The organism is Manganibacter manganicus (assembly GCF_002075885.1).
Taxonomy (GTDB): Bacteria; Pseudomonadota; Alphaproteobacteria; order Rhizobiales; family Rhizobiaceae; genus Mesorhizobium; species Mesorhizobium manganicum.
Genome location: NZ_MDET01000002.1, coordinates 144,162 through 156,694 on the forward strand (window position 1 = coordinate 144,162; position 12,533 = coordinate 156,694).

11 protein-coding genes are annotated in these 12,533 nt (G+C 63.0%); 8 read left to right on the plus strand and 3 right to left on the minus strand.

The genetic code is table 11. From position 1 onward, the window contains the following. Positions 1–69: 69 nt before the first annotated feature. Entirely contained in the window at positions 70–408 is a 339-nt protein-coding gene (locus BFN67_RS02810) for a helix-turn-helix domain-containing protein (RefSeq protein WP_080918074.1), read from the minus strand. A gap of 460 nt (positions 409–868) precedes the next feature. Between BFN67_RS02810 and BFN67_RS02820 the strand changes: the two genes are divergently transcribed. Together BFN67_RS02820 and xylA are read left to right on the plus strand one after the other, a co-directional pair. Beyond that, complete coding sequence (locus BFN67_RS02820) at positions 869–1,894, plus strand: LacI family DNA-binding transcriptional regulator (protein ID WP_080918076.1); 1,026 nt, start codon at positions 869–871, stop codon at positions 1,892–1,894. Positions 1,895–1,959: 65 nt separating this feature from the next. Beyond that, a complete protein-coding gene (gene xylA, locus BFN67_RS02825; RefSeq protein ID WP_080918108.1) occupies positions 1,960–3,285 on the plus strand; it encodes a xylose isomerase in 1,326 nt (441 codons plus the stop codon). A 36-nt stretch (positions 3,286–3,321) separates the two neighbouring features. Here xylA and BFN67_RS02830 read toward each other — a convergent pair whose 3' ends face one another. Beyond that, positions 3,322–4,383, minus strand: a complete 1,062-nt coding sequence (locus BFN67_RS02830) for a LacI family DNA-binding transcriptional regulator (protein WP_080918077.1) — start codon at positions 4,381–4,383, stop codon at positions 3,322–3,324. 176 nt (positions 4,384–4,559) lie between these two features. Here BFN67_RS02830 and BFN67_RS02835 point away from each other — a divergent pair, with 176 nt between their 5' ends. The 5 genes from BFN67_RS02835 to BFN67_RS02855 all read left to right on the plus strand — a co-directional run bounded on the left by BFN67_RS02835 (position 4,560) and on the right by BFN67_RS02855 (position 10,378). After that, the gene (locus tag BFN67_RS02835; protein WP_080918078.1) at positions 4,560–5,615 is read left to right on the plus strand and encodes a sugar phosphate isomerase/epimerase family protein; all 1,056 of its coding nucleotides are present in this window, start codon (positions 4,560–4,562) and stop codon (positions 5,613–5,615) included. 20 nt (positions 5,616–5,635) lie between these two features. Continuing rightward, entirely contained in the window at positions 5,636–6,811 is a 1,176-nt protein-coding gene (locus tag BFN67_RS02840) for a Gfo/Idh/MocA family protein (RefSeq protein WP_080918079.1), read from the plus strand. Further along, on the plus strand, positions 6,808–8,343 hold the full coding sequence (locus BFN67_RS02845) for a sugar ABC transporter ATP-binding protein (protein ID WP_080918080.1): 1,536 nt from the start codon (positions 6,808–6,810) through the stop codon (positions 8,341–8,343). The genes BFN67_RS02840 and BFN67_RS02845 overlap by 4 nt, the downstream gene beginning before the upstream one ends. Before the next feature lie 10 nt (positions 8,344–8,353). Next, positions 8,354–9,355 (plus strand): ABC transporter permease, encoded by a 1,002-nt coding sequence (locus BFN67_RS02850; RefSeq protein ID WP_080918081.1) that lies wholly within the window; start codon positions 8,354–8,356, stop codon positions 9,353–9,355. 72 nt (positions 9,356–9,427) lie between these two features. Then, positions 9,428–10,378: a substrate-binding domain-containing protein gene (locus BFN67_RS02855; protein WP_080918082.1), complete on the plus strand. Its 951-nt coding sequence runs from the start codon at positions 9,428–9,430 to the stop codon at positions 10,376–10,378. An 88-nt stretch (positions 10,379–10,466) separates the two neighbouring features. Here the strand turns inward: BFN67_RS02855 and BFN67_RS02860 are convergent, their stop codons facing one another. Next, positions 10,467–10,895, minus strand: coding sequence for an Lrp/AsnC family transcriptional regulator (locus BFN67_RS02860; RefSeq protein WP_080918109.1), 429 nt, complete (start codon positions 10,893–10,895; stop codon positions 10,467–10,469). A gap of 122 nt (positions 10,896–11,017) precedes the next feature. Between BFN67_RS02860 and BFN67_RS02865 the strand changes: the two genes are divergently transcribed. Next, positions 11,018–12,121: a saccharopine dehydrogenase family protein gene (locus tag BFN67_RS02865; protein WP_080918083.1), complete on the plus strand. Its 1,104-nt coding sequence runs from the start codon at positions 11,018–11,020 to the stop codon at positions 12,119–12,121. Positions 12,122–12,533: the final 412 nt, after the last annotated feature.

Below are 12,533 nucleotides of genomic sequence, written 5' to 3' on the forward strand. Positions count from 1 at the left end.
CCATCATGCGGCGGCGGGCGAGCCGGATTGCAGACGCAATCCGGGAATGTTTTCAGGCCGGAAATGTTTTCAGGCTGCCTCGGCGATGCCCGATGCATCGTCCAGAGCCGTTTCAGGCAGGCCCAGTGCATGCGCCAACCTGCTTCTGTAGCCCTTGTCGAAGCGGTGCCCGGCTTCGACACATTCGACTTCCTCAACGGTCAGACCGCTCGTGATCGCGATATGATCGATCGAATAGCCGAGATATTCCCGATAGGCCCGAATAAGGTTTGTTCCTTGCGAGATTGCGTTCAACACTGCCTCGGGCAGCGCAAAGGGCGTTGCAGTAGACATCTTCTTCTCCAAACAATGGAACGGCAGCAGCTTCGAGAAACGAACACCGGCCGATATAAAACCGATGCGGAACACCTCGAAAAGGCCGGCATCGAAAAAACGCGATCATCTCAAGCGGGGAGAGACGCATCGCCAATATGGACTTTACCGGATTCCCGATCAAGACCTTTTGGCGAAAGACAGCGCGCGACCGGCAAAATCACGTCGCGAATTTCCCGGTTCCGACCGTCGCCGCTTTTGCTGCCGAGGCCCGGCCGCCGGCGGAAATCCGCGCGAGGACAAGCACGAACCGAGCTCACATGCCGGTATTCTGCTTTACGTACCTCATAAGTTGAAATAGCTTGCTAGTGTTCCTTTCGAATCCGAAATTCGTAAGGCGTCTCCCGGAAATGATGCGAATTTCGGATTCGGAACACTAGAGCGCCGTGCGTTCAATTGAACGCACAAAGGACGCTCTAACACTTTGATGGAGCATGGGAACAACCCGAAAACCGGATTCCACTTTTCGGTCCGATGCTCTAGCGGGAGGAATGGTTTGCGTCCGACAGTTCACGATATTGCCAGCGCGGCCGGGGTCAGCCTGGCGACCGTCGACCGGGTCCTGAACAAGCGCGCGGGCGTAAAGCGCGCCACGGTGGAGCGGGTCGAGGCCGCCGTCGCCAGGCTGGGTTATGTGCGCGACATTTCCGCCGCCAACCTCGCCAAGCAGCGCACCTACCGCCTTGTCTTCATCATTCCCGAAGGGCCGAACAGTTTCATGCGCGGCCTCGAGCAGCAGCTTGAACAATTGCGCCAGCCTTCCGCCTTGCAGCGCATCGATATCCGCATCGTGCAGGTCCCCGCATTCGATGCCGACGCTCTTGCCTCGGCCATCGACAACCTTGATCTCGACGCCGTTTCGGGCCTCGCCCTGGTCGCGACCGAATCCGCCCTGGTGCGCGACGCCCTCGGGCGCCTGACCGACGCCGGCATTCCCGTGGTGACGCTGGTTTCCGACATGCCGGGTTCCCGGCGGGACCACTATGTCGGCATCGATAATGTCGCGGCGGGCCGCACCGCCGCCAGCCTGCTCGGGCGCTTCGTCGGCGGCCGGTCCGGCAGGATCGCCCTCATCGCGGGGTCCATGCTGGTGCGCGACCATGTCGAACGGCGCATGGGTTTCGACCAGGTGATCCGCTCGGAGTTTCCGGCGCTTGAATGCCTGCCGGTCCTCGAAGGGCGTGACGACGCGGACATGACGCGCGACATGCTGGCCGGGTGCCTCGCCCGTGAAAGCGGCGTTATCGGCGTTTACAATATGGGCGCCGGCAACCGTGGCGTCATCGACGTGTTGTCCGGCCGGCCCGACTATCGCGATCTGGCGGTTGTCGCGCATGAATTGACCGATCACGCCCGCAAGGCCCTGCATGAAGGCATTTTCGATGCGGTCATCAACCAGGATGCCGGTCACGAGGCGCGCAGCGCCATCAGGTGGCTCAAGGCCCGTATCGACGGCACGCCCCTTATCGGCGGGCAGGAGCGGATTCGTATCGAGATTTACCTCCGGGACAATTTACCATGATGCACGGCGCCCTGTTTTGAGGTACGTACATCTATCAATGTGGAAGCAATGACGGATTTCGAATGATGAGCACAGGTTTCTTCGGCGACATCGGCAAAATAAAATATGAGGGCGCGGATTCGACCAATCCGCTCGCCTACCGCCATTACAACAAGGACGAAATGGTCGCCGGCAAGCGACTGGAGGATCATCTGCGCTTTGCCGTCGCCTACTGGCATTCCTTCGCATGGCCCGGCGGCGACCCGTTCGGCGGCCAGACGTTCGAGCGGCCGTGGTTCCCCAAGGCGGGCGGCACCGACACGATGGAACTGGCCAGGCTCAAGGCCGATGTCGCCTTCGAGATGTTTTCGGCGCTCGACGTGCCTTTCTACTGCTTCCACGATGCCGATGTGCGGCCGGAAGGCAAAAGTTTCGCTGAAAGCGCCGCACGGCTGGACGAGATCGCCGGCATTTTCGAGAAAAAGCAGGCGGAAACCGGCGTCAGGCTCCTGTGGGGCACCGCCAATCTGTTCTCGCACCGCCGCTACATGGCGGGGGCGGCCACCAACCCCGATCCGGATGTTTTCTATTATGCCGCCGCCACGGTGAAGAAGTGCATGGACGTGACCATGCGTCTCGGCGGTGAGAATTACGTGCTGTGGGGCGGTCGCGAGGGTTACGAGACACTGCTCAACACCGACCTCAGGCGCGAGCGCGAGCAGGCCCGGCGCTTCCTGTCCATGGTGGTGGACTACAAGCATCGCATCGGCTTCAAGGGTACGATCCTGATCGAGCCGAAGCCGCAGGAGCCGACCAAGCACCAGTACGATTACGATGTCGCCACCGTCTACGGTTTCCTCAAGCAATTCGGACTGGAAAAGGAAGTGAAGGTCAATATCGAGCAGGGCCATGCCATCCTTGCTGGCCATTCCTTCGAGCATGAACTGGCGCTGGCCGATGCGCTCGGCATATTCGGCTCGATCGACATGAACCGTAACGACTACCAGTCGGGATGGGATACCGACCAGTTCCCCAACAATGTGCCGGAAATGGCGCTGGCCTATTATCAGGTGTTGCAGGCAGGCGGCTTCACCACCGGCGGCACCAATTTCGACGCCAAGCTGCGCCGTCAGTCACTCGATCCGCAGGATCTGCTGATTGCCCATATCGGAGCGATGGATTGCTGCGCACGCGGGCTGAAGGCGGCTGCGAGGATGGTCGAAGACAAGGCGCTGTCCGGACCGCTGAAAGAACGTTATGCCGGCTGGAATGGCAAGGACGCGCAGAACGCGCTTACCGGCGGCGCCACGCTGGAAGAGATCGCCCGCCATGTGGAATCGCATGGTCTCGATCCGCAACCGCGTTCAGGCCGTCAGGAATATCTGGAAAACATCGTCAATCGCTACGTCTGAGGCCGGGAGAGGCGAATGCGGGCCGTGTGGGGGACATCAGGCGATCGGGGGCGCGGCGGTGCTGCCGCGCACGATCAGTTCCACCGGCAGGACGGTGCTTTTTTCGCCGCCGTCGCGCGCGGCGCTTTTCGTGGCGTCGCCGCGCATCAGCGCCAACAGCATTTCGGCCGCCGTCTCGCCGATCCTGTGGCGCGGCTGGCGGATCGTGGTGAGCGCCGGGATGAAATGCTCGGCAATGTCGATGTCGTCGAAGCCGACGACGGACACGTCGTCGGGCACCCGCACACCGTGGCGGTTCAACTCCGACATGAAACCGCAGGCCATGGCGTCGCTCGAACAGAAAATGCCCGATGGCCGCTCGTCGAGCGCCAGCCAGCTACGCGCGGCGGCAATGCCCGAGGCCAGCGTGAAGTTGGCATTGAAAAACCAGCGCGGATCGGCATTAAGCCCAGCGGCCGCCATGGCGTCTCGCGCGCCGGCAAGACGCCTTTGCGTCAGGATGTTGTCGGGCGGACCCATGACGTGGCCGATCCGGCGATGGCCAAGCCCGATCAAATGATTGACCGCCAGCACCGCGCCATGGCGATTGTCGACGGTGACGGAAAGCTGGTCGTGCCCCTCCACCCACTCGCAGGCAAACACCACCGGAGGCCGATTTCGGCCGCCACCGTCGAAATTGTCCGGAAGGTTGCCGTCGAGCACGATCAGCCCGTCGGCGCTGTTGTTATGAAGATAGCCGGCGATCCGGCGGTCGGCGCCGGCCGCCTCGCGCGTATCGGCGACCAGCATGTTCAGCCCCGCTTGCGAGGCGATCCCGGCGATGCCCGAAAGGATCGCCGAGAAGAACGGGTTGGAGAGGTGCGGCACCAGAACGACAATGCCGCCGGTCTGGCGAAGGCGCAGGTTGCGGGCGGCAAGATTCATCTTGTAGCCGGTCTCGGCCACGGCCTTCAGCACGGCATCGCGGGCCTTGGCCGAAACCAGGTCGGGTTGCGAAAGCGCGCGGCTGACCGTGGCCGTGGAAACACCGGCGGCGCGCGCCACATCGCCGATGTTGGGATTGCCTGCGGCCCTGGCCTCTGGAAAGCGGTCGTCCATACATTTACCGACTGGGTTTTCGCCCTTGTGCGCGATTCTCGCAACGCGGGCAAACGCTGGTGCTTCGCTGTAGACAATGGCTGTTGTAATCGATTACATTCCGGCTTGCCAAGCCGTGATCGACGGAGCGGCTTGAATTCCGTGCCGGTTGAAAGTGCATATGCAGGGAGGAACGAATGAAAACGATCAAGGGTCCGGCCATTTTTCTGGCGCAGTTCGCCGGTGATGCGGCGCCTTTCAATTCCTTCGACGCGATCTGCGAATGGGCGGCCTCGCTGGGCTACAAGGGCGTGCAGATTCCGACATGGGATGGCCGTCTGTTCGACCTGAAGAAAGCGTCCGACTCGAAAACCTATTGCGACGAGATCAAGGGCGTTGCCGCCAGCCACGGGCTTGAGATCACCGAGCTTTCGACCCATTTGCAGGGCCAGCTCGTCGCCGTGCATCCCGCCTACGATACCGCCTTTGACGGCTTTGCCGCACCGGAAGTGCGCGGCAATCCGGCGGCGCGCACCGAATGGGCGATCGATCAGGTCCGGCGCGCCATCAAGGCCTCGAAGCATCTCGGCCTGAACGCGCACGCCACCTTCTCGGGCGCCCTTGCCTGGCCCTATATCTATCCGTGGCCGCAGCGGCCGGCGGGCCTGGTGGAGACCGCCTTCGACGAGCTTGCCAGACGCTGGACGCCGCTGCTCGACCATGCCGACGAGCATGGCGTCGATATCTGCTACGAGATCCATCCGGGCGAAGATCTGCATGACGGCGTCACCTACGAGATGTTCCTCGAACGGGTGAAGAACCACAGCCGCGCCAATCTGCTCTACGATCCCTCGCATCTGCTTTTGCAGCAGCTCGACTATCTCGACTACATCGACATCTATCACGAGCGCATCAAGGCGTTCCACGTCAAGGACGCCGAGTTCAACCCGACCGGCCGGCAGGGCGTCTATAGCGGCTTCCAGAGCTGGGTTAACCGCGCCGCGCGGTTTCGTTCGCTGGGCGATGGCCAGGTCGATTTCGGCGGTATCTTTTCCAAGCTCACCGCCTATGATTTCGATAGCTGGGCGGTGCTGGAATGGGAATGCGCGCTCAAGCATCCCGAAGACGGAGCGCGCGAAGGGGCGGAATTCATCAAGCACCACATCATCCGCGTGACCGAGCACGCTTTCGATGACTTTGCCGATGCCGGCACGGATGAAGAAGCCAACCGCAGAATGCTCGGCCTGGCCTGAAGAACAAGGGGGAGAATGCCATGGGCATCGAAGGAAGCAGGCAGGAGGCACAGAGCGACCGCATCCGGCTCGGCATGGTCGGCGGCGGCCAGGGCGCATTCATCGGCGCGGTGCATCGCATTGCCGCACGCCTCGACGACCAGTTTGCGCTGGTGGCGGGCGCGCTGTCGTCCGACCCGGCCCGCGCCAAGGCTTCGGCAGCGGAGATCGGCATCGCGCCCGACCGCTCCTATGGCTCTTATGAAGAGATGGCCAAGGCGGAATCCGCACGGCCCGACGGCATCGAAGCCGTTTCCATCGTCACGCCCAACAATGTGCATGCACCGGCTGCACGCGCCTTTCTCGAGGCCGGCATTCATGTCATTTGCGACAAGCCGATGACCACCACCGTGGCGGAAGCCGAGGGGCTGGTCGATCTGGTGAAAAAGACCGGCAAGGTCTTCGTGCTCACGCACAATTATACCGGCTATCCGATGATCCGGCAGGCGCGCGCCATGGTCGCCGCCGGTGAACTCGGCGACATTCGCGTCGTGCAGGTGGAATATCCGCAGGACTGGCTGACCGAGCGCGCCGAGCTTTCCGGCTCCAAGCAGGCCGAATGGCGCACCGATCCCAAACGTTCCGGCGCCGGCGGCTCGATCGGCGATATCGGCACCCACGCCTATAATCTCGCCGCTTTCGTCTCCGGGCTGGAGACGGAGGCGTTGCTGGCGCAACTCACCACCTTCGTGCCCGGCCGGCTTCTCGACGACGACGTTCAGATCCTGCTGCGCTATCATGGCGGCGCCCGCGGCATGCTGTGGGCGAGCCAGGTGGCGGTCGGCAATGAGAACGGTCTGAAGCTGCGCGTCTACGGCACCAAGGGCGGACTGGAATGGACGCAGGCCGATCCGAACTATCTCTGGTTCACCCGCTTCGGCGAGCCCAGGCAGTTGCTGACCCGCGCCGGTGCCGGCGCCGGGCCGCAGGCAGCACGCGTCAGCCGTGTCCCGGCCGGCCATCCCGAAGGCTATCTGGAGGGTTTCGCCACCATCTATGCCGAGGCGGCACGCGCCATCCGCGCGGCGCGCTCCGGTGCGGCACCCGACGCCGACGTGATCTATCCCACCGTCGAGGACGGGCTGGAAGGCATGCGCTTTATCGAGGCCGCCGTGGCCTCGTCGAAGGGCGGCAACGTCTGGACCAGGCTCAGATGAGCAATCCCGCCACCCCTGCCCCGACCGCATCCGACGCGCCGTTGCTCGAAACGGTCGGGCTGTCGAAATCCTTCGGCCCGGTCGAGGTGCTGAAGGATATCGGCTTCGATGTCAGGGCCGGCGAGGTGCACGCCATCATCGGAGAAAACGGCGCCGGCAAATCGACGCTGATGAAACTGCTCGCCGGCCATCTGCAGCCGAGCCGGGGCGAATTGCGTATCGATGGCGAGACGGTTGCGCTCACCGGTCCGGTCGATGCCGAACAGCGCGGCATCGTGCTCGTGCATCAGGAAATATTGCTGGCGCCCGACCTTACCGTCGCGCAAAACGTCTATCTCGGGCGCGAGATCGGCAATGGACTGACGGTCGACGATCGCGCCATGAACGAAGGCGCCCGCAAGGCCGTGCGCGATCTTGGCGCCGACATAGACCCGAAGGCGGTGGTCGGCCGCCTTTCCATCGCCCGGCGCCAGCTTGTCCAGATCGCCCGCGTGCTGCTGGTTCCGCACCGGGTCGTCATCTTCGACGAGCCCACGGCTTCGCTCACCCCCATAGAGACGGAGGCGCTGCTCAAGGTCATTGCCGACATCCGCGCCAAGGGCGCTGCGGTGCTTTACATCTCGCACCGTCTTCAGGAGGTGAAGGAGATCGCCGACCGGGTGACGGTGCTGCGCGACGGCAAGCTCGTCGCCACACGGCAGGCCGCGGACTTGCAGCCCCTCGATATGGCCAAGCTGATGGTCGGCCGCGACGTCGCCAAGCTCTATCCCGATCACCAGGCCCCGGCTGACCGCGAAACCATTCTCGAGGTCGAGGATTTTTCCGTGCCCTTCTATGCCCGAAATGCATCCTTCAAGCTCGGCAAGGGCGAAATCCTGGGCTTTGCCGGGCTTGTCGGCGCTGGCCGCACGGAACTCATGGAAGGCATTGTCGGCCTGCGGCCCGGCCGCGGCACGATCCGCCTGAACGGCGAGCCGGTGCGTTTTCCCAATGTCGATGCCAGTTTGAAGGCCGGCATCGTCTATCTGAGCGAAGACCGCAAGGGAAAGGGCCTGCTGCTCGCCAAGGACCTTGGCACCAATCTGACGCTCGCCGCGCTCGGCCGTTTTGTGCGCGGCCTGCAAATCGACCGGGACAGGGAAGCGGCCGCGCTCGACAAGGCCATCGGTGAATTCGACATCCGCACCGGCCGCAAGGACCTGCTTGCCGGCCAGCTTTCCGGCGGCAACCAGCAGAAACTCCTGCTTGCCAAGATGATGATGCTCGATCCCGGCATTGTCATCATCGACGAACCGACTCGCGGCATCGACATCGGCACCAAGGAACAGATTTACAAATTCATCGTCAAACTGGCCGGCGAAGGCCGCTCGGTCATTGTCGTATCGTCGGAAATGCCGGAACTGATCGGCATCTGCGACCGCATCCTGGTCATGCGGTCCGGCAGTATCGTCGGCGAAGTGACCGGCGACGAGATGAGCGAAGACAAGATCGTCGTGCTCGCCACAGGCGTCAAGACGCAAGAGGCCGCATAGCGGAGAGACCATGACCGACCTCGCAGCAGACAAACCCCGCGCGCGCCGCTCCTGGCGCAATATCGACCTGACCGCCGTCGCCCCCTTCGTGGCGCTGGCGCTGCTTCTGGTCCTGGGCGCCTTCGCCAATTCGAACTTCCTGTCGATCGACAATCTGCTCAACGTCATCACGCGCAGCGCCTTCATCGCCATCATCGCGGTCGGCGCCACCTTCGTGATCTCGTCGGGCGGGCTCGATCTTTCGGTCGGCTCCATGGTCGCCTTCGTCGCCAGCTTGACCATCATGTTCATGAACAGCGGCGTCATCGCCTCACCTGCCATGATGCTTGCCGCCGGCGTTGCACTCGCCCTGCTGATCGGCGCGGCCTGCGGGCTGGCGAACGGCCTGATCACCACCATGGGCAGGATCGAACCGTTCATCGCCACGCTGGGCACGATGGGCATCTTCCGCGGCCTGACCACCTGGCTGTCACAGGGCGGCGCCATCACGCTGCGCTCGTCGGAAATCCAGACGCTTTACCGGCCGGCCTATTTCGGCACGGTGCTCGGCGTGCCCGTGCCGATCATCGTCATCTTCGTGATCGCCGCCATCGGCGCCTTCGTGCTTTACCGCACGCGCTATGGCCGCCATGTTCTGGCTGTCGGCTCCAATGAGGATGTCGCGCGCTATTCCGGCATTCCGGTCGACCGCGTACGCACCATCACCTATGTCATCCAGGGTCTGTGCGTGGCGGTTGCCTGCCTGCTCTATATTCCGCGTCTGGGTTCCACCTCCGCCACCACCGGCCTGATGTGGGAATTGCAGGCCATCACCGCCGTCGTTGTCGGCGGCACGGCGCTGCGCGGCGGCGTGGGCTGGATCTGGGGCACCATCTGCGGCGCTTTCATCCTCGAGATCGTCGGCAACATCATGCTTTTGTCGAACTTCGTCAGCGAGTACCTGCTCGGCGCCATCCAGGGAGCCATCATCATCATTGCCATGCTCGTCCAGCGATCGCTGGCGCGCAGATAGCAACGAGGCCGGGCAGCGGGGCACCCGGCCTTCATTCACCAGCCCCCTGTCTGTTCACCAAGGGAGAAGAACATGCGCAAACGAATACTGGGCCTGGCTGCCGTCGCCATGGCGGCCTTGATGAGCGTCTCGCACGCCGAAGACAAGAAGGTGACGATCGGCGTCTCCATCCCCGCCGCCGACCATGGCTGGACGGCCGGTGTCGTCTACCACGCCGAGCGCGTCGCCAAGCTGATGATGGAAGAGCATCCGGGCCTCAACGTCATCGTCAAGACCTCGCCGGACGCGGCCTCGCAGGCCAACGCCGTGCAGGATCTGGCGGTGCAGGGCATCGACGCTCTGGTCATCCTGCCCTCCGACCCCGACCCGTTGGTCAACGCCATCAAGGAAGTGAAGAACAAGGGCGCGTTCGTCACGCTCGTCGACCGGGCGCCCTCCAACAACGACAATTCGGTGCGCGACCTTTATGTCGCCGGCAACAACACCGCGCTCGGCGCGGTCGCCGGCCAGTACATCAAGGACAACACGCCGGACGCCCAGGTCGTGGTCATCCGCGGCCTGCCGATCCCGATCGACCAGCAGCGCCAGGACGGCTTCGACAAGGCGATCGAAGGCTCCAACGTCAAGGTGCTGGAAAAGCAGTTCGGCAACTGGAACCGCGACGACGCCTTCAAGGTCATGCAGGACTACCTGACCAAATATCCGAAGATCGACGTCGTCTGGTGCCAGGATGACGACATGGCGGTCGGCGTGCTGCAGGCCATCGAGCAGGCCAAGCGCACCGACATCCAGTATGTCATCGCCGGTGCCGGCTCGAAGGACATGATCAAGAAGGTCATGGACGGCGACAAGATGATCCCGGTCGACGTGCTCTATCCGCCGGCGATGATCGGCACGGCGATGGAACTGACCGCCGCCAATTTCTACGACCAGGTTCCGGTGCGCGGCTCGTTCATCCTCGACGCCACGCTCGTCACCAAGGAAAACGCCAAGGAATTCTATTTCCCCGATTCGCCGTTCTGATTCTCAAGAACGGCTTTCGGCAGCCTTACCCATCGAAAACCCCGCCGCATGGCGGGGTTTTTGCTTTATCGGGTTGAAAACGGCTTTTTCACCTCTCGATGCGCGTCGATAAAATGATCGAGGACAGCGTGCGTTCCACGCCTTCCATGGCGCCGATGCGGTCGATCAGCGTATCGAGATCGCCGATGGACGGCGATTCGACGATCACGATCATGTCGAAGCTGCCGCTTACCGAATGCAATGTGCGCACCTGCGCCAGCGCCCGCAAATCGCGCACCACGCGGTCGGCGCGCTTGGGCGTCACGGTCAAAAGCACATGCGCGCGCACCAGCCCCTGCTCGTAATCGCGCGATAGCCGCACCCCATAGCCGGCGATTACGCCGCGCGCCTCCAGCCGCTCGATGCGGCTTTGCACCGTGGTGCGCGAAACGCCGAGCCGTCGCGCCAGTTCGGCGGTCGAGGCGCGCGCGTTCTCATGCAGCAGGGCTATCAGCGCCTGATCGCCGGAACTTAACATTTCAACGATTCCCTTCGTCATAATGCCGAAAAAGCGACGTCGATCCGATCAATCGCATCCTTCCTTTCGTCAGGCAAGATGCCATCTTCAAGACAGGAAGCAGGCAACAGGAGATCGCCATCATGAAAGACATCGTTGTCGTCGGCGCCGGGAAGATCGGCTCGACCATCGCCGCCATGCTGGCCGAGACCGGCGATTATCGCGTCACCCTGGTCGACCGCGCCGCCGGCCAGTTCGCCGCGCTCGACCTGCCGGCAGGCGTTGCCGCGCTCGAACTCGACATCACCGCCGAAGGAAAGCTGGAAGAAGCGCTTGCCGGCAAGTTCGCGGTGCTCAGCGCCGCCCCCTTCCACCTCACCACCCGCATCGCCGAAGCGGCTGCGGCGGCCGGCGTGCATTATCTCGATCTCACCGAGGACGTGGCCTCCACGCGCCGCGTCAAGGAACTGGCGAAGGGCGCCAAGACCGCCTTCATTCCGCAATGCGGTCTGGCGCCGGGCTTCATTTCCATCGTCGCCGCCGATCTGGCCAGCCGTTTCGATGAGCTGGACAGCGTGCGCATGCGCGTCGGCGCGCTGCCGCAATACCCGTCCAACGCGCTCAACTACAATCTCACCTGGAGCACCGACGGCGTCATCAACGAATATTGCGAACCCTGCGAAGCCATCGTCGAGGGCGAACTGATCGAAGTGCCGCCGCTGGAGGAACGCGAGGAGTTTTCCCTCGACGGCGTCACCTATGAGGCCTTCAACACCTCCGGCGGGTTGGGCACGCTGTGCGAGACGCTCAAGGGCAAGGTACGCACGCTGAACTACCGCACCATCCGCTATCCCGGCCATGCCGCGATCATGAAGGCGCTGCTCAACGATCTCGGCCTGCGCCATCGCCGCGACGTGCTGAAGGACATTTTCGAAAGCGCCCTTCCCGTCACGATGCAGGATGTGGTGATTATCTTCGTCACCGTGTCCGGCCGCAGGAACGGCCGACTGATGCAGGAAACCTACGCCAACAAGGTTTACAGCCGCCGTGTCGGCAGCAATGTGCGCAGCGCCATCCAGATCACCACCGCTTCCGGCATCTGCGCCGTACTCGACATGCTGGCGGATGGAACCTTGCCGGCAAAGGGCTTTGTGCGTCAGGAGGAGATTGCGCTGGAAACCTTCCTCGCCAACCGCTTCGGCCATGCCTATGCGCAGGACGAGGGCCTGAACCGGCTGGCAAGCTGAACGACTAATTGTGACCCTCCCCGCAAGGGGAGGGCTAATTGCTCGCGCACTTCACCGTTGCCACGCTGCCTTGCGGCCCTGATTGTCTTTTGCCCCGCCCTTAAGCTCGCTCGCTGCGCTCGTCGCTGGCGGGGACCCCGGTATGGCCAGACGCCGGCTTGAGGTCGCACTTATTCATTGCCACGCNGGCTTGAGGTCGCACTTATTCATTGCCACGCCCGGCAAATGCCGTCTGGCCATTTCAAAGAACAGACCTTTCAAGGGTGAAAGGTCGGGAAGCGGGCGCGGGCCGTACCTCCTAAGTTTAATGATATGGCACGGTTGTCCGCGCCCGCCGGCGTTTCTACCGTTGCCTTTCCCGGCCCATCGCCCATTTGCGGGCGCGAGCAACGCAGGTCCGGTTCGGGCCGGG

Excerpts from the sequence above, each read along its gene's own strand:
- BFN67_RS02845 (WP_080918080.1), top strand. The coding sequence starts at position 6,808 with ATGAGCAATCCCGCCACCCCTGCCCCGACCGCATCCGACGCGCCGTTG.
- xylA (WP_080918108.1), top strand. The coding sequence starts at position 1,960 with ATGAGCACAGGTTTCTTCGGCGACATCGGCAAAATAAAATATGAGGGC.
- BFN67_RS02830 (WP_080918077.1), bottom strand. The coding sequence starts at position 4,383 with ATGGACGACCGCTTTCCAGAGGCCAGGGCCGCAGGCAATCCCAACATC.
- BFN67_RS02855 (WP_080918082.1), top strand. The coding sequence starts at position 9,428 with ATGCGCAAACGAATACTGGGCCTGGCTGCCGTCGCCATGGCGGCCTTG.
- BFN67_RS02840 (WP_080918079.1), top strand. The coding sequence starts at position 5,636 with ATGGGCATCGAAGGAAGCAGGCAGGAGGCACAGAGCGACCGCATCCGG.
- BFN67_RS02850 (WP_080918081.1), top strand. The coding sequence starts at position 8,354 with ATGACCGACCTCGCAGCAGACAAACCCCGCGCGCGCCGCTCCTGGCGC.
- BFN67_RS02835 (WP_080918078.1), top strand. The coding sequence starts at position 4,560 with ATGAAAACGATCAAGGGTCCGGCCATTTTTCTGGCGCAGTTCGCCGGT.
- BFN67_RS02865 (WP_080918083.1), top strand. The coding sequence starts at position 11,018 with ATGAAAGACATCGTTGTCGTCGGCGCCGGGAAGATCGGCTCGACCATC.
- BFN67_RS02860 (WP_080918109.1), bottom strand. The coding sequence starts at position 10,895 with ATGTTAAGTTCCGGCGATCAGGCGCTGATAGCCCTGCTGCATGAGAAC.